General features: G+C 61.5%; 21 protein-coding genes. 7 read left to right on the top strand and 14 right to left on the bottom strand.

What is annotated here, in order from left to right:
- Window positions 1–1,163: DNA recombination protein RmuC (rmuC, locus tag B3M53_RS04940; RefSeq protein ID WP_286799702.1), on the bottom strand; the 1,163-nt coding region annotated here is incomplete at its 3' end.
- A 102-nt stretch (window positions 1,164–1,265) separates the two neighbouring features.
- On the opposite strand from rmuC, the gene B3M53_RS04935 reads away from it, so the two are divergent.
- Together B3M53_RS04935 and B3M53_RS04930 are read left to right on the top strand one after the other, a co-directional pair.
- Entirely contained in the window at window positions 1,266–2,396 is a 1,131-nt protein-coding gene (locus tag B3M53_RS04935; protein ID WP_273020390.1) for a GNAT family N-acetyltransferase, read from the top strand.
- Between the two features lie 76 nt (window positions 2,397–2,472).
- A complete protein-coding gene (locus B3M53_RS04930; protein ID WP_273020389.1) occupies window positions 2,473–3,600 on the top strand; it encodes a PQQ-dependent sugar dehydrogenase in 1,128 nt (375 codons plus the stop codon).
- Window positions 3,601–3,687: 87 nt separating this feature from the next.
- Here B3M53_RS04930 and B3M53_RS04925 read toward each other — a convergent pair whose 3' ends face one another.
- From B3M53_RS04925 to B3M53_RS04905, 5 genes are all read right to left on the bottom strand, one after another.
- Complete coding sequence (locus B3M53_RS04925; protein WP_022701413.1) at window positions 3,688–6,336, bottom strand: TonB-dependent receptor; 2,649 nt, start codon at window positions 6,334–6,336, stop codon at window positions 3,688–3,690.
- Between the two features lie 325 nt (window positions 6,337–6,661).
- The gene (locus B3M53_RS04920; protein WP_273020388.1) at window positions 6,662–7,621 is read right to left on the bottom strand and encodes a zinc transporter ZntB; all 960 of its coding nucleotides are present in this window, start codon (window positions 7,619–7,621) and stop codon (window positions 6,662–6,664) included.
- Between the two features lie 29 nt (window positions 7,622–7,650).
- Window positions 7,651–8,307, bottom strand: coding sequence for a dienelactone hydrolase family protein (locus tag B3M53_RS04915; RefSeq protein ID WP_273020387.1), 657 nt, complete (start codon window positions 8,305–8,307; stop codon window positions 7,651–7,653).
- A 71-nt stretch (window positions 8,308–8,378) separates the two neighbouring features.
- Window positions 8,379–9,080 carry a response regulator transcription factor CtrA gene (gene ctrA, locus B3M53_RS04910; RefSeq protein WP_022701410.1) on the bottom strand — a complete coding sequence of 234 codons (702 nt, stop codon included), beginning with the start codon at window positions 9,078–9,080 and terminating at the stop codon, window positions 8,379–8,381.
- Between the two features lie 277 nt (window positions 9,081–9,357).
- Window positions 9,358–10,803 carry a KamA family radical SAM protein gene (locus B3M53_RS04905; RefSeq protein ID WP_273020386.1) on the bottom strand — a complete coding sequence of 482 codons (1,446 nt, stop codon included), beginning with the start codon at window positions 10,801–10,803 and terminating at the stop codon, window positions 9,358–9,360.
- A 352-nt stretch (window positions 10,804–11,155) separates the two neighbouring features.
- Between B3M53_RS04905 and fliI the strand changes: the two genes are divergently transcribed.
- The 3 genes from fliI to B3M53_RS04890 all read left to right on the top strand — a co-directional run bounded on the left by fliI (window position 11,156) and on the right by B3M53_RS04890 (window position 13,686).
- Window positions 11,156–12,466 (top strand): flagellar protein export ATPase FliI, encoded by a 1,311-nt coding sequence (gene fliI / locus B3M53_RS04900; protein ID WP_022701408.1) that lies wholly within the window; start codon window positions 11,156–11,158, stop codon window positions 12,464–12,466.
- A 9-nt stretch (window positions 12,467–12,475) separates the two neighbouring features.
- Entirely contained in the window at window positions 12,476–12,895 is a 420-nt protein-coding gene (fliJ, locus tag B3M53_RS04895; RefSeq protein WP_022701407.1) for a flagellar export protein FliJ, read from the top strand.
- Window positions 12,896–13,035: 140 nt separating this feature from the next.
- On the top strand, window positions 13,036–13,686 hold the full coding sequence (locus B3M53_RS04890; RefSeq protein ID WP_273020385.1) for a hypothetical protein: 651 nt from the start codon (window positions 13,036–13,038) through the stop codon (window positions 13,684–13,686).
- A 6-nt stretch (window positions 13,687–13,692) separates the two neighbouring features.
- On the opposite strand, the gene B3M53_RS04885 is transcribed toward B3M53_RS04890, so the two are convergent.
- The 7 genes from B3M53_RS04885 to B3M53_RS04855 all read right to left on the bottom strand — a co-directional run bounded on the left by B3M53_RS04885 (window position 13,693) and on the right by B3M53_RS04855 (window position 20,291).
- On the bottom strand, window positions 13,693–14,523 hold the full coding sequence (locus B3M53_RS04885; RefSeq protein ID WP_022701405.1) for a CheR family methyltransferase: 831 nt from the start codon (window positions 14,521–14,523) through the stop codon (window positions 13,693–13,695).
- Window positions 14,520–15,596, bottom strand: coding sequence for a protein-glutamate methylesterase/protein-glutamine glutaminase (locus B3M53_RS04880; protein ID WP_233346023.1), 1,077 nt, complete (start codon window positions 15,594–15,596; stop codon window positions 14,520–14,522). Before B3M53_RS04880 ends, B3M53_RS04885 begins: the two co-directional genes overlap by 4 nt.
- A gap of 13 nt (window positions 15,597–15,609) precedes the next feature.
- Window positions 15,610–15,975 carry a response regulator gene (locus B3M53_RS04875; RefSeq protein WP_022701403.1) on the bottom strand — a complete coding sequence of 122 codons (366 nt, stop codon included), beginning with the start codon at window positions 15,973–15,975 and terminating at the stop codon, window positions 15,610–15,612.
- 15 nt (window positions 15,976–15,990) lie between these two features.
- Window positions 15,991–16,440: a chemotaxis protein CheW gene (locus tag B3M53_RS04870; protein WP_022701402.1), complete on the bottom strand. Its 450-nt coding sequence runs from the start codon at window positions 16,438–16,440 to the stop codon at window positions 15,991–15,993.
- Window positions 16,441–16,452: 12 nt separating this feature from the next.
- Window positions 16,453–19,206: a chemotaxis protein CheA gene (locus B3M53_RS04865; protein ID WP_273020383.1), complete on the bottom strand. Its 2,754-nt coding sequence runs from the start codon at window positions 19,204–19,206 to the stop codon at window positions 16,453–16,455.
- 102 nt (window positions 19,207–19,308) lie between these two features.
- Window positions 19,309–19,986 carry a histidine phosphotransferase family protein gene (locus B3M53_RS04860; RefSeq protein ID WP_022701400.1) on the bottom strand — a complete coding sequence of 226 codons (678 nt, stop codon included), beginning with the start codon at window positions 19,984–19,986 and terminating at the stop codon, window positions 19,309–19,311.
- Window positions 19,987–20,051: 65 nt separating this feature from the next.
- Window positions 20,052–20,291, bottom strand: a complete 240-nt coding sequence (locus B3M53_RS04855; RefSeq protein ID WP_028284722.1) for a hypothetical protein — start codon at window positions 20,289–20,291, stop codon at window positions 20,052–20,054.
- 228 nt (window positions 20,292–20,519) lie between these two features.
- On the opposite strand from B3M53_RS04855, the gene B3M53_RS04850 reads away from it, so the two are divergent.
- Complete coding sequence (locus B3M53_RS04850; RefSeq protein ID WP_160093286.1) at window positions 20,520–22,010, top strand: M23 family metallopeptidase; 1,491 nt, start codon at window positions 20,520–20,522, stop codon at window positions 22,008–22,010.
- Between the two features lie 7 nt (window positions 22,011–22,017).
- On the opposite strand, the gene B3M53_RS04845 is transcribed toward B3M53_RS04850, so the two are convergent.
- Window positions 22,018–22,857, bottom strand: coding sequence for a dienelactone hydrolase family protein (locus B3M53_RS04845; RefSeq protein ID WP_022701397.1), 840 nt, complete (start codon window positions 22,855–22,857; stop codon window positions 22,018–22,020).
- A 286-nt stretch (window positions 22,858–23,143) separates the two neighbouring features.
- On the opposite strand from B3M53_RS04845, the gene B3M53_RS04840 reads away from it, so the two are divergent.
- Entirely contained in the window at window positions 23,144–23,578 is a 435-nt protein-coding gene (locus tag B3M53_RS04840) for a glyoxalase superfamily protein (protein ID WP_160093285.1), read from the top strand.
- Window positions 23,579–23,617: the final 39 nt, after the last annotated feature.

Below are 23,617 nucleotides of genomic sequence, written 5' to 3'. Positions count from 1 at the left end.
GGCGTGGTGATGATCACATTGGCCTTGATGGCGTCGTCAAACAGGCCCGGATCTTCCTCGATGGCGGCGGAATAAAAGCTCTCGCCGGGGATGAACAGCGCCACAAAGTCGATCGCGCCGTCCACGCTGGCGGCGTATTCCTTCTTGGCGAGCTGTTTGACGTGGGTCTTCACCTGAGCGGCATGGCGGCGCAGGGCGTCGCGGCGGGTGGCTTCATCCTCGGCTTCCACAGCATCGAGATAGGCGGTCAGCGCCACCTTTGAATCGACCACAAACCGGCCCCCGCCCGGCAGCTTGATGACGAAGTCCGGCCGCAACGCCGCGCCTTCGCTGTCGCGGGTCTGATGCTGGGCGTCGTAATCAATGTTCTTGGTCAGCCCCGCCAGCTCGAGAATATTCTCCACCGTGCGCTCGCCCCATTGCCCGCGCGTCGTGGATTTGCGCTGCAAGGCGTTCACCAGCTTGGAGGTTTCCTTGTGCTGGTCGTTGAGCCCCTGAGACAACTTGGTGATCTGCTCGGCGATCGCGCCGGAATTGCGGGCGCGCTCCTGCTCCATCTTGTCCACTTGCTGACGGAACAGATCGAGGCGTTCGCGGATCGGATCGACCAGGGATTTCACACCGCCCTGGGCCTGCTCATGCTGGGTCTTGAAGTTCTGCTGCGCCTGTTCGAGCAGCTTTTTCGACGAAGCGTCCAGCGCTTCGTCCGCCAGCGTCTTGAACCGGTCCTGCATCTCCTGGCTCAGCGCCGTCAGGCGCTCGCGCTCGGCTTTCACCGCCGCTTCGCGCTCTTCCAGACGTTCCTTCAGCGCCTGCAATTCAGACGACGCTCGCTTTTCCGCCTGCCGCGTCTCTTCAAGCTGCTCTTCCAGCCCTTCAACGCGGGACGCCCGTGTCCGCGCCTCGGCCAACGCCTGCTCGGCCGCGTCGCGCATGGCGCGTTCGCTGGCGAGCTCCGCTTTCAGCTCATTGACACGGCGCGCCTCGGTCTGCGCTTCGCGCAACTCAAGCTGGGCCTCAGACAAAGCCCTCTGGCCGTCGCTCAACTGGGCGCGCAAGCCATCCGCCTCACCCCAGGCCTTGCGCAGGATCAGCGCGCCCACGCCTCCCAAAACGAGACAGGCGCCGCCCAGGGCGATCAGGGCGATTGAAACGGGATCCATGGTGCACCTCGGCGTCAGAGCGGAACGAAACAGGACCATACATGAGTCCCGTTCGGCGCGCGCCTTGCATTTTCACCTGAAAGAAGACTTCAGGGGGTGAATGTGCGTCTGTTTGATACGCCTTTATCAGCACTCGGGAGCCGCGATCTCGATCGGTGGCGCGAACTCGCTCACCCGGGCGGCCGACTGACCAGCCCCTATCTCCTGCCCGATTTCGCCCAAGAGGTGGACGCCCAGCGCCATGACGTGCACGTCATCATCGCTGAAGAGAACAGCGCCCCGATCGGTTACTTCGCCTATCATGCGCCCATGGGCGGCATTGCGCGCCCCGTCGGCGCGCCGCTGTCAGACTATCAAGGCTTCGCCGCCATCCCCGGCTTCAAGGTCGAGGAGAAAGCCCTTCTGTCCGCCATGGGCGCAGACGTTCTGGTGTATGACAATTGGCAAGGCGAGGCGCTAGGCAAGGTGCGGACTGAAACCCGCTCCTCGATCATTGATCTCAGCGAAGGCGTTGACGCCTGGATGGCGCGCAAAGAGCAGACCCAGCACAAGCATTTCAAGAAACTGCGCCAGCGCCAGCGCAAGGCCGAGCGCGAGTTCGGCCCGATCCGCATCGTTTTCGGCGACCCGCTGGGCGACCGCTTTGAAACCCTGCGCGCCTGGAAGAGCGCTCAATACCGGCAGACGGGGTTGCTGGACCTGTTTGATATTCAATGGGTGGACGGCGTGATCCGCAATTGCGCGTCGCGCAGTTTTGGTCCGTTCCGGGGCCTGGTCGCGTCGCTCTATCTGGGCGATCAGCTGGCCGCGGTGGAAATGGGGATTGTCGCCGGCGATATCTATCATTCGTGGATGCCGGCCTATGACCCGGCGTTCAGCGCCGTCTCCCCTGGCCATCTTCTGTTGCAGGGCATTATCGAGGCCGCGCCCAATATGCGCATAAACCGCATTGATCTGGGCGGCGGCGAGTACGCCTATAAAGACGCCTACACCGATTATGAGACCGTGCTGCAGGGCGGTCGCGCCATGAAACCCAGCGCCGCCATGGCGGGCCTTCTCGCCTGGGACAGTGCGGAAGCGGCCTGTAAAATCCTGCCCGGTCCGCTCTCGAAAGCGCCGCTGAAGCTGCGTCGTCGCTGGGCGCATACGGCGGCCGCAGAGCCTGTGCTGACCCGCCGCGTCAAACGCATGGGCGAAGCCTTCCTCAAAGCGCCCCTGCGGCTGACAGCCTGACGCTTCAAGCCGATTGCATGTTTCATTTGGCGTCTGATCGCCTATCTTCCCCTCAAGTCAATTAGGGGAGAACGCCATGATCCGTTTCGCCGCCGCCAGCCTGAGCGTGCTGGCTCTGTCGTCCGCCAGCCATGCGCAGGATGTCATTGAAAGCGAACAAGCCGACTTCATCGTGGAAACCGTCGCGGGCGGGCTGGAATATCCCTGGTCCATCGCTTTCCTGCCGGACGGCGCATACCTGGTGACCGAGCGCGAAGGCCGGTTGCGGGTCATTGATGAGAATGGCCTGCGCGAAGCCCCGGTGAGCGGCCTGCCCGATGATCTGCTGGTCGAACGCCAGGGCGGCCTGCTGGACGTGGCGCTGGCGCCTGATTTCGCCACCAGCCGCACGATCTATTTCAGCTATGCTGAAGGGACCGCGGAGGCGAACAACACCGCCCTCGCCCGCGCTCAGCTCAGCTCAGACCTGACCACGCTGGAAAACGTCGAAGACATCTTCCACGTCAATTTTGAAAAAGCGCGCGGCTTTCACTTTGGCGGCCGCATCCTGTTCAATCCCGACGGCACGCTGTTTCTGACCCTGGGTGATGGCGGCAATTATCAGGACGAAGCCCAGAACCCGGAAAACCATCTGGGCGCGGTGGTCCGCCTCAATCTTGACGGCTCGATTCCAAACGATAATCCAGAGATCGAGAACGGCGCGCCGGGCGTCTACAGCTTCGGACACCGCAACGCCCAGGGCATCTCCCGCAATCCCGCCACCGGCTCGGTCTGGGAGCTCGAGCATGGCGCGCGCGGCGGCGACGAGATCAACATCCTGGCCGCAGGCGACAATTATGGCTGGCCGGAGATCACCTACGGGATCAATTACGACGGCACCATCATCACTGAAGACCGCGAACGTGACGGACTGACCCAACCGATCTGGTACTGGAATCCGTCCATCGCGCCGTCCGGCATGGATTTTTACACCGGCGACGCGTTCGAGCACTGGCAGGGTGATCTCTTCGTGTCCGCTCTGGCGGGCAGCAAGGTCGAGCGCCTTGAAATTGACGGAGACCGCGTCATCAGCGTCGAGCCTTTGCTGGCGGATATGGGCCAGCGCTTCCGCGATGTGCGCACCGGCCCGGATGGCGCGCTGTACGTGCTGACCGATGATTTTGAAGGCTCGGTCCTGCGTCTGGTTCCGGCCGAGGCGGACTAGCCCCTCGCCTGCCTTCAGGGGGGTACCAACAAAAGAAAGCCCCGCCGGTTTGACCGGCGGGGCTTTTTCGTCGGGTCAGGCCTTGGTCTAGAACTGCTTGCGCAGCGTCACGCCATAGGTCCGAGGCTGGTTCGGGTAGCCCGAGAAGGAGCCGGACTGAAGCGTCGTCGGGAAACCTGAGGTGTAGTACTCGTCTTCATTGAGGTTGCGGGCCCAGAGGAGCGCTTCCAGACCGTTATCCAGATTCACGCCGACCGCCGCATTCAACGTGCCGACCTGACGCGTGATGGTGTCAGGCAGGTTCTCCAGCAGTCTGACTTCTGACTCGTACTGGTAATCAGCGCGGACAAACGCCTCGCCACCTGAAAACGGACGCATATAGGTGAAGCCGAAGGATCCCGCGAACTCCGGAATTCCCGCCACAGACTGGCCGGAGAGGTCGCCACGACCGTCAGCGACTCCATCCGCCAGATCAACCTGACTGCCCGTCACCACAGGCGCGCCTGGATAATTGTCATATTCAGCGTTCATCCAGATGCCCGACAGGGTCAGGGTCAGTCCGGGGATGGCCGGCGGATTAATGGTGCTGTCAAATTCCAGACCCTGGCTGGACTGCTCACCCGCGTTGATGACAGCAAACCCGGCGCCCTGGAAGACCGAAGACTGGAAGTCTTCAATGGTCTGATCAAAGAGCGCCACATCCAGGGAGCCCCAGGAGAAGCGCGTCTTGAAACCGACTTCCAAAGTGGTCGTGATTTCAGGACGGGCGAAGCGTTGGTTGCCCGCAACCCCAAGCGCTTCCGCCGTATTCACCACGGTCGGAAGACCCAGCGCATTGTCAGCCGCCAGTTCGCCAGCAGCGCGCAAGGCGGCGATGTCGTCGGTGTCGGGCCGCGTATCCGGCGTCAGATTCCACGACGAGGCTTTGAAGCCACGCGCATAGGAGACGTACACGTTCGTCCGGTCCGTCGCGTCATACGCCAGGCGGAAGGTGTAGGGCACGTCATTATCGCTGGTTTCACCCGACTCGACCGAGTTGGGGAAAGGGGTCAGCGCGCCCAGCGGCTGCAGGCCGAGCTGGAAGAAGTCCAGAAGCGGGTTGGCCAGAGGCAGACCGGTCAGCGGATCCACCACCACACCGTTCACCAACACGCCGCCATTGCCCAGAGCGGTAGAGTTGAACGTGGTCGAGGCATTGACAAATGCACCGAATACGCCGGGTTGAGCGGCCGCAAATGCGCCCACTTGCGTGGGGTCATTGGGATTGACGCCCACGCTCTGCAGGAAGCTGCCCAGACCCAATTGAACGAAGTTCAGGTCCGAGAACGGGTTCGTGCGGATCACATTGGTGAAATCAACTTCCTTGTTGGTTTCGAAGTAAGCGAGACCCGCAGTCAGAACCAGACGCTCGGTCAGATTGAAATCCACCTGGCCGAAAATCTGGAACTGTTTGTCCGACTGCTCCGCCGTGAACCGCGTGCCGCCGCCTTCTGCATAGAAGGTGCCCGGCGCAAAGCCGAGCGGGGTTTCAAACGCCGCCAGAGCGCCGCCGGTGAGAATGTCCACATAGGCGCGCGCGTCGGCGCCATAGATGCGGGCGTCCTCGACATTCATGCTTTCATCGGAATAGAACGCGCCCAGCAAGAAGAAGGCGCGATTGTTCCAATCCCCGGTCAGACGGAATTCCTGGGTGAAGGTATCCACATCAAGCCCGCGGATATTGGTGCCCAGAATATCAAGATCGGTGAAGTCGCCTTCATAGTCGACAAAGTCTTCATACTGACGGAAAGCGGTGATGGAGCTGAAGGTCAGGCTGTCGCTGAGCTCCCAGTCCGCCTGCAAGGAAATGCCCGAGTTTTCAATCTGGTTCTGGTTCGCCACATTCGTCGCGATCTGATACTCGAAATCCGGGCCAGCAGAGGTCTGGCCGCCCAAGAGCCCCCGGATCGCCGGACCGGCCGCTCCGTCGGTGATCCGGTCCGTCCCGCAGCACTGCTCGTCAATTTCATCGTAATCCACGATCAGACGCAGTTCGAGATTATCGGTCGGCAGCATCAACAACTGGCCGCGAACCGCCCAGCGATCGCGATCATTGTAATCGCCGCCCGTGCCGACATTGTCATAATAACCGTCGCGCTGGTTCATGCTGCCGGACAGCGAGAACGCAACATTCTCAGACAGAGGCCCGGTCACGGAGCCCTTGAGTATGGACTGGCCGTAATTGCCGAACGTCACCTCGCCCTGACCGCCCCATTCAAATGCAGGCTGCTCGGTGATGATGCTGACAACGCCAGCGGTGGCGTTCTTGCCAAACAGGGTCGATTGCGGCCCGCGCAGGACCTCGACGCGCTCGATGCCCATCAGGTCAGATAGAACAGAGCCTGCACGCGGGCGGAAAACACCGTCGATATACACAGCCACGGACGGCTCGATGCCCGGATTGTTGGCGCCGTTGCCCTGTCCGCGAATAATGAAAGTGGCGTTCGAGCTGCGCTCCAGCTGGCTCACCCGCAAGGACGGGACGACAGACTGAAGATCGATCGCGTCGATGATCTGTGCGTTCTGGATGGTTTCAGCCTGCACGACGGACACCGCGATCGGCACTTCCTGCAAGGTCTGTTCACGCTTCTGAGCGGTCACTGTAATGACATCAGGTTGCTGAGCTTGAGCGATGCCGGTCAATCCGGCGGCGAGAGCGGTCGCGCCAAGCGCGACCGACCTGATCGAGTGCTTCATAGTGTCCTCCCCGTCGCCCGGCAGCTTTGGTGCTGCACACTTTGTTTTGGCGATAGCAAACGCAGGATAGTAATATCATCATTACGTTAGCAAGCAGGGAGCCTTATTATTGCTCAAATTTGGCCTCGGTGCGCCATTGATGCCTCAGCAGCAGGTGCAGCAAACACACTATGCTTAATCTCAGTGTCGATTGAAAATACAGAGAGAAACAGCGCTTCGCACTGCACGATCCGGCGCCTCCCGTTGCGAACTGGTCCGGGTCTCTACTCGACACACTCACGCCAGCAAACGCCGCTTATCCCTCCCGACAGGACTGCGTAGAAAGCTAGAGCCAGCCCTTGCGGCGGAACCACCAGACCAGACCGCCCGCCAGGCCCAGACACGACGCGCAGACCAGGGCGAAGGCATAGGGCCAGTGCGCGCCGGGAAGGCCGCCCACATTGATCCCGAGTAGCCCGGTCAGAAAGCCCAGCGGCAGGAACACCGCCGCGACGACGCTCAAGAGCAACATGGCGGCGTTCATCTCTTCAGCACGCGCATCCAGCATCTGATCATTGAGGATGGAGCTGCGCTCTCGGATCATGTCGAGCTCCTCCACCAGACGGGCCAGTCTGTCCGCGGTTTCACGCAAAGTGACCCGCACACGGGGATGGTGAAGCGGGCCCGCATCCTCCAGCGACAGGCGCGCCAGAATATCGCGTTGCGGCGCCAGATAGCGCCTGAGCGTGATTGTGGTGCGGCGGATCTCCGCCAGCTCGCCGCGCAGCCGTGACGCCCTGTCCACGCTGCGCTCTTCAAGATCGTCGATCTCATCGACCAGCGCCTCCAGCACCGGCTCCATCCGCGCCGTTAATCCTTGAGACAGCGCACATACAAGATCGGCTGGCGTCGCGGGAGCTGAACCCCGGGCCATCTGCTCGGCCATCTCAGACACCGCCATCAGACGGCGCAGACGTGTTGTGATCACCAGCCGGTCCGTCACCCACAGCCGAAGCGACACCATGTCCTCAGGATCGGAATTGGGGTTCAGATTGACCCCGCGCATGATCAGGATCAGCCCGTCCGCATGTTCAGCCATGCGCGGGCGTGCATCGGCGCGCATCAGCGCATCCGCCACCACCGGATCAGCCTGTTCGGAGATCCAAGCAAAGGCGTTCGGGTCGCTCAGGTCCAGATGCACCCAGCGATAGCCGCCAGCTGGCGGGCTCGTGTCCAGGTCGGTGACCGCCTTGGCGGCGCCAGCCTCGGAGACATCATACGCGTGAATGGGTTTGGGAGCAGCCATGAGACATCCTGACGACGAGGACGAGGCGCCTAGAGCGCCGCATCAAACAAGGACAGCATCCTCGCCCAGGCGGCGTTCGCCGCCAGAGCGTTATGCTGGGTACGCTGGCTGCACATGAAACCGTGAGCAGCCTCATAGCGATAAAGCGACAGCTCGGGCTTCACCGCAAGCATGGCTCGTGTCACCTCATCAGGCGTATGCCGGTCATTGTGCGCCAGATGAACCTGAACCTGACCCTGCGGCGCGCCATCCAGATGGTCCGCCATGCGTGTGGGATAAAACAACGCCGCCGCCCGGGCAGGATTCCGGCACGCCGCACGCCAACCCTGCCCCCCGCCCCAGCAAAATCCGATGACCGCGGCAGGCTGTCCCTCCAGCGCATTAAATGCAGCGGCTATGTCCAGGTCCAGCAGGGCCTGATCGGTCTTCTCCACAGCCGCCAAGCCAGCTTCCGCATCGTCATATGAGATCGGGCGCGAGACGCCGGTTCGCGCAAACAAATCCGGTGCGATCGCCAGATATCCCGCCTCGGCCAACCTTTCGCAGATCTGGGTGATGTGGCCGGTCAGGCCGAAAATCTCCTGCAAGACCACGACGCCGCCTTTCACCGCGCCGTTCGGCTCGGCGCGCCAGGCGGAATGCTCAAAGTCATCCTCAGAGATCAGACTTTGAAAGCGAGCGTGCATGATACCCTCCTGCCGAATACGAAAAACCCCGAGCCAGGGCCCGGGGTTTTTCAGTCAGACATGTTGATCGCCTAGGCGCTGGCGGCGCTGATCTCGTCAGCCGGATCGCGGAGCACATATCCGCGGCCCCACACCGTTTCGATATGGTGATCGCCATTGGTGGCCGAAGCGAGTTTCTTGCGGAGTTTGCAGATGAAGACGTCGATGATCTTCAGCTCCGGCTCGTCCATGCCGCCATAAAGATGGTTGAGGAACATTTCCTTGGTCAGGGTCGTGCCCTTGCGCAGGGAGAGCAGCTCCAGCATCTGGTATTCCTTGCCGGTCAGATGCACGCGCTGGCTGTTCACTTCGACGGTCTTGGCGTCGAGGTTCACGGCGATGTCGCCCGTCTTGATGATCGACTGGGAGTGACCTTTGGAACGGCGCACCACAGCGTGGATGCGCGCGATCAGCTCTTCCTTGTGGAAAGGCTTGGTCATGTAGTCGTCAGCGCCCGAGCCGAGGCCGCGCACCTTGTTGTCGATGTCGGCATTGCCGGACAGGATCAGGATCGGCGTATCCACCTTGGCCACGCGCAGGGTTTTGAGCACGTCAAAACCGGGCATGTCCGGAAGATTCAAATCCAGAAGAATGATGTCATAGTCGTAGAGTTTGCCGAGATCGACACCCTCTTCGCCAAGGTCCGTCACATACGTGTTGAAGCCCTCGGACTTCAACATCAGCTCGATACCTTGCGCTGTCGCGCGATCATCTTCGATCAGCAGAACCCGCATCGGTTCCCTCCCATGTCCGACGCACGAATCACCGCCTTCGTACGACGTCACAACCGTTAACCTTGTTCGCTATCAGAGGCGAGAAACCCTTATGGGAAGTTAACGACTGTTTGACTCATCGGATGGAATCGAGTCCTGCGCCACGAGTCTCGTAATAAATCCTATTTTAATCATGAGCTTGGTTTTTTCTGAAAAAACTCACGAATCGTAAAAAAGCGCCTGCGAGGACCCCGCAGGCGCTTTTGAAAATCGTGGAAAACTCGGAAAAGTTCAGGCGTTATTCCGCCGCCTGCAAGAGCGCCGGAGCGAGCGCCGCCAGTAGCGGACTCCACTTGTCTCCGGCGTCATGAACGCGGCCGTCATAGAGGATGCGATCCTCGTATCCGCTGATCCACAACGCGTCCGGATTACGCCGCGCAATGACGATGTCGCTCTGGCGATCCGAGTACGGAGTCCTGTGGAGACGGAAGATCACCAGCCCGTCCGCCAGGGCCTCTCCCAATTCGCCGCCCAGCGCGCGCAAGCGCTCATCCCCGTCAATGACGGAGACCATCTCCATCTTGCCCGCCTCGGTGGACAGGGCGAAGCGCGAGCGCTCGATCCCTGACAGGCCGTGCTGGCTTTCAGCGTGGAGCTTCCAGGCTTTCTCCACCGGCACGGCGAAGGCGCGAAAGCCCTCGATCTCGCGGCACTGGAAAAAATAATGGTTGTTGACGCCCATGCGCTTCAATTCGCGCTGCATCAGGCGCAAAGCGTCCGCATCGTCATTGACCCCGTCAATGATCGGCGTCTGGTTCTCAAGCGTCACGAAGGGCCGTGATTTGAGCCGGGTCGCCGCCCGCTCCACCAGCGGGTTGCGCAGATAACCGCCACGCTCATTGCGCACATACTCGCCCGCATCGTTGAGGCGCAGGAATTCATCCGCGTGGGTGAAATGAACCATGAAGGCGACCAGCACATTGGGATGCACTTCATGGAACAGGTCCAGCATCTCAAAGAAGTTGTCGTCAAAGCGCTCGGGGAAGAACGCCATCTCCTTGGTGCCGATGCGGATCACCTCAACCCCGGCTTCGGCCAGGCCGTTCAGATAGTCAAAGAGGTTGCGGTTGGACAAAACCATAGGATCGCCGCCCGAAAGCAGCACTTCGCGCACTTTGGGTTTATCGGTGATCTCGCCGCGTTCGACCTTGGCGTTGTGGGTTTCGATATAGTCCTTCACCTCGTGGATCGAAGCGGTGTCCTTGCCGGTCTTGCCGGTCAGGAAATCGGACCGGTAGCAATACCGGCACCAGCTTGAGCAGGTGCGCACCACATAAACCAGGCACAGCTCGTATTTATGCAGCAGGCCGGGAATGGGGCTGTATTTGAGCTGGTTGGACGGATCCGCCTCGCCCGACAGATCATCCATCTCCTCGGGGCGAGCCTTGATCAGATTCTTGACGGCGTCCGAGCGCTTCGCGAGATCGAGATAATAGCCCGTCGCGCGCGGCGGCAGGCGATCAGACACTCCTGCCTCTTCCAGCGCGTCCAGTTCGTCAGAGGAGTAAATCGCGGCGCCGCCCTCGCTGAGATATTTACGATAGCGCGGCAGATCGTGGACGACGTAGCGATTGAACTTGCTTTCGTCGATGCGCGCATAAAGATTGTCTTTGTTTTGACGCGAAACGGCTTTTTTCTTCGGGCGCGATCCTGCGATGCGCACAGTCTTGGCGTTGAGCGACATGTGGCTTCCTCGTCGTCGAATACTCGGCGGCGGCGTCTGCGCCAGCGATGTGAACTAGTGAAAGACGCCGAACGGCGGTCTCTCGCACGCGCGTCAGAGCTTTTCTTGAAAGCCTCGATCAGCGGCGTATCGGCTCGCAATCAGGCGCGTGGTCGCGTCAGCGCGTCACGGCGGCCCCTAAAGCCAAGGGGAACATAGTCATTCGCACTCAAAAGAAAACAGTCCTACGGTAGAATCTTGCCACAGCGATTCATGCCGTTTGCGCAGCGACGTTTACGCGGCTGAAACCGCGTTTGGGTTAAGTATGGGTTCAAGTCGGGCAAAACGCCCGCAAGCAAACGCGAGAAGTGCGGTGGATAGCCTGATCGACCGGATCTCCAATCTGGAGACCCGAACGTTCAAAGGCCGCGTATCAGCGGTCAACGGCCTGTTGGTCGAGGCGGAGGGGCCGGCGATGGCGCTGACCCTGGGCGCACGCGCACATCTTGATGGTCCGGTGAAAGCCAGTTTCGAAGTTGTCGGCTTCCGGGGCGAGACCGCGTTGATGATGGCCTATGATGATCTGACGGGCGTGCGCCCCGGCGCCATTGCGACACTGGATCCCCGCGGCGCCGCCATTCGTCCGCACAAGGCGTGGCTTGGCCGGGTGATGGACAGCTTCTGCCGCCCGCAAGACGGGCTAGGTTTCCTGCCTGAGGGCGATGTTGAGTATGCGCTGAAAGGCCGTCCGCCCAGCGCCCATACACGCCAGCGCCTGGGCGAACGCCTGGATCTGGGCGTGCGCGCCATGAATGTGTTCACCCCGATGCGGCTCGGCCAGCGCCTAGGCGTCTTCGCCGGCTCGGGCGTGGGTAAATCCGTGCTCTTGTCGATGCTGGCGCGGGGCAGTGAAGCGGATGTCATCGTTATTGGCCTGATCGGCGAACGGGGCCGCGAAGCGCGCGAATTTGTCGAGGACGTGCTGGGCCCGGAAGGCCGCGCGCGTTCCGTCGTCATCACCGAAACCTCTGATGCGCCAGCGCTGGCGCGTCGCCGGGCGTGTTACACGACCATGGCGGCGGCGGAATATTTCCGTGATCAGGGCCTGAATGTTTTGTGCCTGATGGATTCAGTCACACGCTTCGCCCTGGCGCAGCGCGAGATCGGCCTGGCCGCCGGAGAGCCGCCGACGACGCGCGGCTACACGCCGTCTGTCTTCGCCGAACTGCCCGCGCTTTTGGAGCGCGCTGGCCCCGGCCCCAACGGAACCGGCACGATTACGGGCCTGTTCACCGTGCTGGTGGACGGCGACGACCATAACGAACCCATCGCGGACGCCGTCCGCGGTATTCTGGACGGCCATATCGTGATGAGCCGGACCATCGCCGAGCGCGGACGCTATCCCGCGATCGACGTTCTGAAATCAATTTCTCGCTCCGCGCCCGAAGTCTATGCGCCCGAAGAGGCGCCGCTCGCGCGTGAAGCTCGAAAACTCCTCGCCGCCTATGCGGATATGGAGGAGCTGATCCGACTGGGAGCCTATTCCAGCGGATCAAACCCGGAGGTGGACCGGGCGATTGCGGTCAATGAACCGCTCGAAGCATTCCTGGGTCAGGGCAAAGACGAGACCTCGTCCATTGATGAGAGTTTCGCAAGCCTGGCCGGGATATTGGGTGATGGATAGGGATAAGACATGGCGACACGTTCTCACGCACCGCTGATCCGGCTGGCCCGGTTCAAAGTGGAAGAACTGCAAAAGCAAATGGCCGAGATCGAACGGGCACGCGCCTCGATCAACGACCAGATCGACCGGCTTGAGGAAAGCGTTCCTGAAGAGCAGGCGATCGCAGATGAAAACCGTGACGGCTATCTGGCCTATGGCAGCTATGCCCGCTCGGTGATTCAGCGCAAGGACAAGCTGCGCACGTCTTTGGGTGAAGTGGACGCCCAGGCGGATGAATTGCGCGGACGCCTGGAAGCGGCCTTCGCCGATCTCAAGAAATACGAATTGCTCGAAGAACGACGTTTGCTGCGCATTCAGGATGCGCTCAAGGCCGCCGAGCAAGCCGAGATGGACGAGATCGCAAGCCAGATGCGACAGCGAGCGCAGTAAGGCTCTCTCGCGCCACACCTGATTTCCGAACATCGCCTGACGCGTGTCAGGAGAGTTTTAGCTTGCCCTCATTTGTTACCAAGGTATTAATTCCTCCGGGGATGAATGACTTGGGCAGGTCTATGACGGGGCGGCGCATATTGGAATTAAGTCTGGCCGCCATCATTGGCGGCGGCGGGCTTTTTGCGGCTTTTGCTCCAGGCGCCGCGCCCGAGGCGCCTATCCACGATCTCAGCCCCGAACTGACGGGCCGCTCTCTGCCCACGCCGCGGCTCAACCCTGCCTCACTTCAAAACCCTGACTTTTATCGCGACTTACGCATATCTGACGCCTCACGCCGGGTCGCCAACGCGATCATGGCGCCGACCAGCAGAGCGCAGACATTCACCCCCCGCTCCGAAACTAGAACGCCCGAAGCCTCCATGGAAGGCTTCGCCGTCTCGCCGCGGGCCCATTCTGAATCCGGGGATGGCTGGTCTGCGACCGCTCTGGGCATCCAGGTGCGTGTTTCACCCGATACCGGCGCAGCCGAGCCGAACTGGTGGATTGTCGGCGGCGCGGGTCGGGAAAGCTATGCTGTCTCACCTGAAGGCTTGCGCGAATACACGCTGGCGCCGTTCTCATCTGAAACGGTGATCGGCGACACCCATCTGGGCGTCGCCGTCAAATTGTCAGACCGCGCCCATGCGAGTTTCGGCTATGTACGCGAAAAGCGTGAGTTTCATCTTGGGCGTGAAGACTGGGAGGAAGAAGAGCACTTCCTCGGCGTCGGCCTGCACGCGCGCTGGTAGCCCCGATCAGGCGGCGTTGGTCAGCTTCGCCGCCATCGCCGGCTTGGCGTAAAGGCCGCGATGGCCGCTGATCGGACGCAGATTGTCCGTCAAACCCACCACCGTCTCAGCGGCGCCGAGCAGCAAGAAACCGTCATCGGCCAGCAGCGACGCCAGACGATCCAGGATTTTCGCCTTGGTCTGGATATCGAAATAGATCAGCACATTGCGGCAGAAAATCACGTCCATGCGACCAAATCGCGAAAAATCGTCAAGCAGGTTGGCCTGCTCAAAACGCACTTTCTGTCGCAATTGCGGTTTGATCCGCCAGGAATCGCCCACCTGATCAAAGTTCTTCACCAACCGCTGGATCGGCAAACCACGTTGCACTTCAAACTGGGTATAGATCCCCGCCTTGGCCTTCTCCAGAACCGGCGCGCTCATATCGGTCGCCAGAATGTCTGCGTTCAGGCCGGGAATCTCGTCCAGAAGCATGCCCAGAGAATACGGCTCCTGGCCGGAGGAGGCTGCGGCGCACCAGATTTTCAGGGACCGTCCCATCCGTGCTGACTTCAGCGCCGGCGCGATGACGTTTTCAAACAGGTCGAAAGGCGTCTTGTCGCGGAAGAAAAACGTTTCATGGGTGGCCAGCGCTTCACTCGCCGCAACGCAAATCCGGGTGTCGCCGCGCATCATGGCGTCAATCAACGCCTCGACAGACGCAAAGCCTTCCTTCCGCGCAAGCGGGCCCAGCCGACTATCGACCAGATAGGCTTTTTCCTGCCCCAGAACCAGGCCGGAACGCTTGCGAACATCCTGACAAAGAAAGTCAAACTTGTTGGAAGGAAGAGCGCTCATAGCGGTCCTTTCAGGCGCCGGGACAGCTCCGGGCCAATGTCTTTCAGGCTTAAGATCTGATCTGCGAGTCCCGCTTCGGCCACCGCGCCCGGCATGCCCCAGACCACGCTGGACGCCTGGTCCTGCGCGATCACCTGGCCGCCGGCTTCACGGATCGTGCGAGCGCCGTCGCGTCCATCATGCCCCATTCCGGTCAGCACGACGGCGAGCACGCCGTTGCCTGCAACCTTGGCGCAGCTGTTGAACAACGGATCCACGGCGGGACGGCAGAAATTCACGGGCGGGGATTGGTCGATATGGGTGCTGATCACCCCATTGGCGGACCGCAGGGTCATGTGGAAATCACCCGGCGCGAGATAGATGCGCCCCGGACGCAGCGGTTCGCCTTCCTTGGCTTCGGCCGCTGGCATTCCAAGCTTGCTCAGATGTTCGGCCAAAATCGCGGTGAACAGCTTGGGCATGTGCTGAGTGATGACGATGGGAACTTTGATATCCCGCGGCAATGCGGCGATGACTTCGCGCAGCGCCTGTGGGCCGCCTGTAGACGACCCGATCGCAATCAGGCTGGGCTTTCGGGCAGGCGCAACAGGGCGCGGCGTCGCCGGACGCACAGCCGCCGGACGCGGCGCGACGCCCGCAGACCGCGGGCTGAGCGCGACCAGCTTGTCGAGCAATTCCTTGCGATAGGCTTCCGCCCCGGCCACGCGGCCGGCTTCAGGCTTGGGCGCATAGTCAGCCGCCCCCAGAGAGAGGGCGCGCATGGTGATTTCGCCGCCCTTCAGGGTCAGCGTCGACGCCATCACGACCTTGGCCTTGGGGCACGCCTTGAGAATTTGCGGCAGCGCAGTCAGCCCGTCCATACGCGGCATCTCGATGTCGAGCACCACAATATCGGGCTGCAGCTCTGCAGCTTTGCGCACGCCCACTTCACCGTCCGCGCAGGTCGCCGCCACTTGCAATCTGGAGTCGGCTTCGATCCAGCGCGAGACCAGACCGCGCACGACGGCGCTATCATCAATGATCAGGACGCTGGGCAAACCGCTCCGGCCGGCTGGAGAAGGAGAAACGCTCACGAAAGCATCCGTTCTAGACCAGGCCGGTCTCTGCAAATTTGGATTCGATGATGTCGCCGTCAAACGGCTTCATGACGTATTCATCAGCGCCCGCGCGCAGCGCCTGGGTGATATGGGCCATATCGTTTTCAGTCGTGCAGAACACCACGACCGGTTTTTTCCCATTGGGCTCTTCGCGCAGTTTGATCAGGAAATCGAGCCCGTTCATCACAGGCATGTTCCAGTCGAGCAGCACAGCGTCCGGCATGGTTTTCTTGCAGAAATCCAGAGCCTGCTGGCCGTCAGCCGCCTCTTCACAAGTGAAGCCGAGATCTTCGACGATCTTGCGCGCCACTTTCCGGATCACCCGGCTGTCATCCACTACAAGGCAGGTCTTCATACCCATGCTCCTCGATTAAGCCGCAAGTCCGGCTTGCCAGGCGATCAGCGCTCTGATGTCCAGAACCGCCAAAAGGTCTTTTTCCAAGCGGTGCACCCCTTTGAGCAGGGCGCGCCATTGCGGGTCCAGGTGTGCGGGGGTCGGTTCGAGCGTATCGGGCTTCAGCCGCATCACTTCTCCGACCTGATCCACCAGCACGCCAAACAGCTCGGTGCCTTCTTCAAGGCCCAGCGCCATGGCCGATGCGCCAGGTTCACGCGGCGGCAAACCCAGACGATGGCGGGCGTCCACGGCGGTGACGATACGGCCGCGCAGGTTCAACAGGCCAGCGACCTCGCCCGGCGCCCGAGGCACGGACGTGACGTCTTGCGGAGAAAACACCTCCCGGATCTGCTTAACTTCGACGCCGAACAGCTGATCGCCGATCCGGACCGTGACGTATTCGAAGCTATCTTCAACAGACATGCCTGTTCTCCTCTAGGCCGCGCTGCGCGCTGCTTGGTCCAGCGCTGCGATCAGGCCGCCACGATCTCCAGCCGGCATGATGGCGACAAAGCCATCACTCGGCGTGGCGTAATCGTGCTCACCCACGCCCAGTCTAGGCACATTGGTGTAAACGCCTTCTTCCTGAAGACGCGCAAGTGCAGCCGGGTCGCCGACGAGCACATCATATTCCGCGCCCATGGTTGCGGCGTCGCGCGCTTCGTGCAGACCGCCCGCCACCGTCACGTCATAACCCGCCGCCGCCAGAAGCGGGGCCAGCATGCGCCGGGAGAAGGCGTCCGCCTCCACCAGCAGCACCGCATTGCGGCCCGTTCCGGTCCGGCCCTTGCGTTGCGGCGCGCCAGCCCAGGCGCGTTGCATGTGCCAGGCGATGTCGAGGACTTCGGTCGCCTTGCCCTTGATGATGGCCGAGCCGATCACGCCGGGACGCTCGGATCCCATTTCCAGGTCGAGACGTTCTTCCACCACATCGAGAATTTCGTCCACGGCCACGCCCGCAGACCGGCCATCCTCGGCGAACACCAGAACCGGCTGTCGGCCTTCGGTCTTGAAGGTATCCATGCCGCCCGCATGCGCCAGAGGCAGCAAGCGTCCACGATACTGAACCACGTAACGGCCATCAGTCTGTTCGATGGTGTTTGATTCAAAGTCTTCCAGACGCGTGATGAGGCTGACAGGAACCGCCTTCGGCTCTTCACCGCCCGCACGCACCAGCAGCAGACGCTGTCGGCCATTGGCGCCATTCGCTTCGGCCGCATCCTCTGCGGTCGCGTCGCTCTTCTCCTCATCCTCGGCGGACGAAGTTTCCTGAGCCAGACCATTGGGATCCAGGATCATGATAACCGAACCGTCGCCCAGAATGGTCGCGCCGGAGAAGACATTGATGCTGCGCAGCGGCCCGGAGAGCGGTTTGACCACGATCTCTTCGGTGTCCAGAACATCATCGACCACCAGGCCGATCTTGCGGCCCGCCGCCTCCAGAACGATGACATAACCCGTCATCTCATCCGCAGAAGTCGGCGGAGCGGTGTTGAGGACTTCGGTCAGCGCAATCACCGGCAACAGACGATCCCGCAGGCGGATCATGTTCGCGCCGTTCAGCGTTTCGACTGCGATAGAAGAGCCGGCGCCCACACGGACCAGCTCACGCACGGAGAGCTGAGGCGCCGCAAAGCGCTGTTCGCCCGATTTGACGATCAGGGCGGAGACGATCGCCAGCGTCAGCGGGATCTTGATCGTGAAGGTGGTGCCTTTGCCCTGTTCGGAGAACAGTTCGATGGACCCGCCGATTTGTTCGATATTCGTCCGGACCACGTCCATGCCGACGCCGCGGCCGGACAGGTTGGTCACAGCCGCCGCCGTCGAGAACCCCGGAGCGAAGATGAAGCGCTGGATCTGCGCCTCGCTCATCGTCTCCATTTCGGCTTCGGTGGCCAGGCCCTTCTCAAGGACCTTTTCACGAATTTTGACAGCGTTCAGACCCCGACCATCATCCGTGATCTTCATGATGATGGCGCCGCCTTCGTGATAGGCGGACAGTTTCACAGTGCCCATTTCGCTCTTGCCGGCGGCCACCCGTTCCTCGGGGGTCTCCAGGCCATGATCGCAGGAATTGCGGATCATGTGGGTGAGCGGGTCACGGATCAGCTCAAGGACCTGGCGGTCAAGTTCGGTGTCTTCGCCTTCCTGAACCAGGCGAATCTTCTTGCCGACTTCCTGGCTGACGTCGCGCACGATGCGCGGCAGTTTACGCCAGGCGTCGCCCACGGGCTGCATTCGGGTCTTCATCACCCCGTCTTGCAGCTCTGCAGTGACGGAGGACAGGCGTTGCAGCGGCGTCTTCAGGGCTGAATCGTCGGAATCGCGAACAATCTGGTGCAGCTGATTACGCGCCAGAACCAGTTCGGACACCGTCGTCATCAGGTTCTCAAGCGTATCCACATTCACGCGGATCGTCGCCTGGGAGCGGTGCGAGGTTTGCTGTCCAGCATCGTCATTGGCGGCCGCCTTGGCCGGCGCGGCCGGCGCCGCAGCCGCCGCCTTCGGCGTAGGTTCAGCTTCAGCTTTCACCTCAACCTCAGCTTCGAGCTCTTCCGCTTCTGCGTCGTGTTCAGCTTCAGAATCCGCGTCCGCATCAAACTCCGGTCCCGGCGTCGACATGAAGGCCGCTTCCAGATCAGCCAGAGAGACTTCGCCGGGCCGCAAATCACGCCCCAGATCAGCGTCGAAGCCCGTAGGCGCTTCTTCAGCAACCACTTCAGGTTCGGGTTCAGGCTCAGGCTGCACTTCCGGCTCTGGCGCCGCTTCAGCGACCGGAGCCGCAGCCCCGCCAGCTTCTCCCGGATCGCCCTTGCCCATGGACAGCGCTTCAAGGCGGTCGATCAAGTCGCGGTCTTCGCCCGCAGGCTCAACGCCGTTCTGTTCGAGGCCGTTCGTGATCTCTTTGATCCGGTCAAGCGATTTGAGAACCACGGTCACCGCCGTGGAGTCCGCGATCATGTCGCCGTCGCGGAACTTGCCCAGCAAGGTTTCACCAGCGTGGGCGATGGCTTCCAGTCTTTCCAGACCCAGGAAGCCGCACGTTCCCTTGATGGTGTGCAAGAGCCGGAAAATATTATCCAGCGTCGCGCGATCCGTCGGATCTGCTTCAAATTTTACAAGCTCTTCGTCAATGACGTCGAGGCTTTCCGACGTCTCTGCGAGAAACTCGCCGATCAATTCATCCATGGTCAGCCCCGGTGTTACAAAGCGGCTTTGTCACCTAGACTGTCACGGGCAGAGTTAACGCAAGGTTGGGAACCTGCGCATTCCGACAAAAGATGTAATGTTTTATTCAGCGGCCTGAATCTGAGCGCCTTCAGGACCGATCAAAGCCGCCAGCTCGACCCGGTCGCCTTCCAGCTGCGCCTCGGCCCGGCCACCGCTCTCACGAGCAATCAGGCCCGCATAATAGGGCTGCACGGAACGACCGTCATAACCGTCTTCAGGCCGCTCGCCACGGATGGCTTTCTGATAAGCCTCGTCCAGTCTCAGACGCGCGCCCTTTGCGATGACGCGCAAACGCGCGCCGCCGTCGGCGCTGGCGGACGCCTCAACAATCACATCACCGCCTCGCGGAAGGCTGTCCACGCCGATCCAGATCAGATTGAGCAACACCCTTGCCGCAGTCTTGCTGATGGCGCCGCCATCAGACGGCCAGACCAGGTCCGGGCGGGAATCCTCGAACATGGGGGTGGCCAGCGCCTTGATCTCGGACAGAGCGACTTCACCGCCCCGAGAGCCCGCCGCGCCGAAACAGACGCGGGCATATTCCAGCTTGGCCCGAATCTGCTTTGCGCCCGTGCGCAACAACGCAATCGCGTCGTCACGCATGTCCAGCGCACTGTCATCGTCCAGAACGGACAGAGCCGCGCCCATAGCGCTGGTGGGCCCCGCAATGTCATGGCAAACGCGGGAGGACAGCAAAGCTGCGAGTTCGGCGGCGGTGGGGGCGATCTGAGTGCTCATGGAGATATGTTTAATGCGATTCTCGACGGAAAAAGGGTTAACGGCCTGCGTCAAAATCAGAGGGCTCAGGCGCCGTCATCCAGATCGTCATGCCCGCTGCGACTGGAATGAAACACCAACGCCATCAGCCCCACGCCCAGCGCAGCCGTGAGGACGACGCCCAGCCCCATGGCCAGCCAGCCATGCCAGCTGATGCTGAACGCCACATCCCCGCCATCCATGCTGGTCCAGATATAGACAGAGACCCAGAGCGCGCCCGCCAGCAAGAGACCCAATACGAGACTAAGGAGAAGAACACTCTTCATGGACAAACCTTTCCTGCGGCCCGACGCAACGGCTCGCATTCACTATCTTTGCAACCTGTTAAGCGATGCATCCTAAATGCGAAAGACAAAGCTAACTCTTTGTCACGTCTTTGCGCGTGCGCCATGCCTAACTGGAATGAAGATTGCAGCTTAAGGCACTTCCAGATGCGTTTCAGGCGCGCTAGCATTCCCCGGCTGCTGGGGAGCAACGAGGGAAAATCTGCGTACATGTCCGGATTTGATGTGCACTTGGCCGACGCCCGGCGTTCACGCTCGTTAATCTTCTTTGTCGCCGTCGGCGCTGCGCTAGTACTGACGGTCGGCTTTCTGATCAGCCGCGATCAATCTGATCCCCGTCTCTCCGCTCAGGCCCAGACTGACAGGGTTGAGCAGATCGAGACCGCCGCCGATACGGCGCCCCCCGCGCCCACGTCCGCTGTTACAGCCGCCCCCCAGTCACTCCTTGATACGCCGCAAGCGCTGGTGATGTCTGAACATGCTTTGTTCACGAACGCCGATGTCCGCCCTGACGTTCAAAGCCGGGACGTCACCGTGCGCCGCGGCCAGACTTTCGCCAGCGTGCTGGCGGACGCCGGCGCGGACCGCATCGACGCCGCACGGGCGATCAATGCGCTCGATCCGCTGTTCTCGGCCCGCCTGTTGCGCGCAGGCCAGGACCTGACCCTGTTTTTTGAAACGCCGACTGCCTCAGAGCTGCAGCTGGCCGCCGCAACCGATGCGCCCGTCGCTGAAACGCGTCTGGCGGGCTTTTCTTTCCGCCCGGACCAGGAACGGACGCTCACGGTCTCGCGCGACGGGGACGGCCAGTTTCACGCCCGCGAAGCCACAGCCAGCCTGCAGCGCGAAGTGGTCCGGGTCACGGGCGAAGTCAGCTCGAGCCTTTATCTGTCCGCCATCGAGCTGGGCGCCACTGATCGTGTCGTATTCGAACTCGCCAACATTCTGGGCTTCGCCGTCGACTTTCGAACCGTGCAGCCCGGCGACCCGTTTGACGTGGTCTTCGAGCGCTTTGTGAACAGTCGCGGCGAGACCGTGCGCACCGGGAACATCTTGTATGTGGTGTTTGACGGGCGCGGCGATCCGCTGGAATATTTCCGCTATGAAATGGAAGATGGCGAAGTCGGCTATTACACCGGAGAAGGCGAAAGCGCCCAGCGCCTGCTGATGCGCATGCCTATCAACGGCGCACGCATCTCCTCTTCCTTCGGCATGCGTTTCCACCCGGTACTGAACCGCAACCGGCCTCATAACGGCACCGATTTCGCAGCCCCGCGCGGCACGCCAGTGATGGCGGCGGGCGCAGGCATTGTCGAACGCGCCAACCGGTTCGGATCCTTCGGCAATTATGTGCGTATCCGTCACAGCAATGGTTATGAGACCGCCTATGCGCACCTGAACGGTTTCGCCAGCGGCATCCGCTCGGGCAGCCGCGTCCAGCAAGGTCAGATCATCGCTTATGTGGGCACGACAGGTCGCTCAACCGGTCCGCACCTGCATTATGAAGTGCATCTGAACGGCAATCCCACCAACCCGATGAGTCTTGACCTGCCTACGGGCCGGCGACTGGAATCTGACGAATTGTCAGACTTCATGAGCGCGCGCGATCAGCTGATCGAGATCCGCGACAGCGCTCCCCCAGCGCTAGAGACCACTGACTCTGCGCCGTTTCTGACCGCAGATAACGCCGGCGACGCCTGAGCGTCTTCTATCGGTTGGTCTGCAGACGATGGCTGAGAAAAGCCAGCACGTCCCGCGCCGCCTCATAGGTGGGCTGGCCGTCCTCGGCGATCAGATCCTTGGTCAGCACCGCATGCGGAAACGGATTGCCGTTCGGGTTCTTCGCCTCATCAGGCAGCACCCGCGTCTCCAGCTTGTCGCCCAGCACTGCTTGCAAGGCCGCGAACCGCCCGGCCTTGCACGACGGATCGCCGTCAAAGCGCAGGGCCATCACCTCAAGGTCATCGCGCGCGGAGAGCGTCTGGGCCTCATCGGGATCAAGATGCACGGAATGAGCAGCGTTGAACGGCAAGGCCGGTTCGCCCGCTACGGCCGCAATAACGCTGGGCTCGACCGCCACTGACCAGGCGAAATTGCCCGTCAGGCACAAACCGATCGCGCCCACGCCGGGACCGCCGCACTCTTCATGGATTTCGCGGGCCAGCGTGCGCAACCAGTCTGAGATGGGAGAGCCGCCGGTGCGCGCAAACAGCCGGATTTCCCGGCTGATGCAGGCGCGCGCCATGCCGCCCACCTTGCCATGAACCTGAACCAGTTCTTCATGCGGCGTGCCGACCGGGTCATAGAGCGCAGGCGCATAGACCCGGAACCCCGCCGCGACCAGCCAGTGCGCCAGACGCCAGAACTCCGGCACAAACCCCGGCAGCTCATGCATCAGAAGAAGCCCTGGCCCCTCGCCCGCCACCAGAACAGGGTGGGCCATGCCCTGCGCTTCCCAATCAAACACGTCGGTGAAAGGGGTGCGGTCATCAAGAGCCAGCACGTCAGCAAACACAGTATGGCTGAATAGGTCTTGCGCCTGCTGCATCGGGGCGGCCTCTTCTGATGGTGTCCACGCGTTGAGTGTGGCCTCTTTCTACAGCGACGGACAGAGCCGATCGGGGAATGAGCGCGTTTTGCCGTCAAAGGGAACGCTTGACCTGCTCCGCTCCAGGGCGTAAATCCCCCGCCGGGCTGGAAGCGCCCGCCGTCCGCAAGACCCATGGGTCTTTGGTGAAGTCTTCTTTTTCTTGTGCATGTCGTGCAGCTCATCAAGCGGCGCGGCGGCAATGCGGGCCCCGCCGAACAGGCCGCCTTGATGAAAGGCGCACACCATGACGACTCAAATCCTGCCCGACCTCACCGAGCTGAAAGCTCAGGCCAAACGCCTGCGCGCAGCCTTGGAGACCGAGGGCGACTTCATCACCCATTCCGAAGCGCTCGAGCTGATCGCCCGGCAATATGGCCGCCGGGACTGGAACACGCTTCACGCTCAGGTCGGAAACCGCCCCAGCGAACCCTATCATATGGGCGGCCAATGGGCGGGCACCTATCTGGGACAGCCCTTCACGGGCGTTATTCACGCCTTGAAAAAACTCGATGACGGGGCGCACTACGAAATCAGTTTCGACTTTGATGAAGCGGTGGATGTGGTGAAATTCGATAGCTTTTCCGCCTATCGAAAACGCGTGACGGTCACAATGGACCGCCAGGGACGCTCCCTGCAAAAAACCTCGGACGGTCAGCCTTATCTGACGCTGGCGAGGTGATCGCGCAAAAAAGAGGCGGAGCATGATGCTCCGCCTCTT

This window comes from Oceanicaulis sp. UBA2681 (genome assembly GCF_002354675.1).
Classification (GTDB): Bacteria; Pseudomonadota; Alphaproteobacteria; order Caulobacterales; family Maricaulaceae; genus Oceanicaulis; species Oceanicaulis alexandrii.
This window is presented reverse-complemented; position numbering and strand designations above follow the sequence as displayed.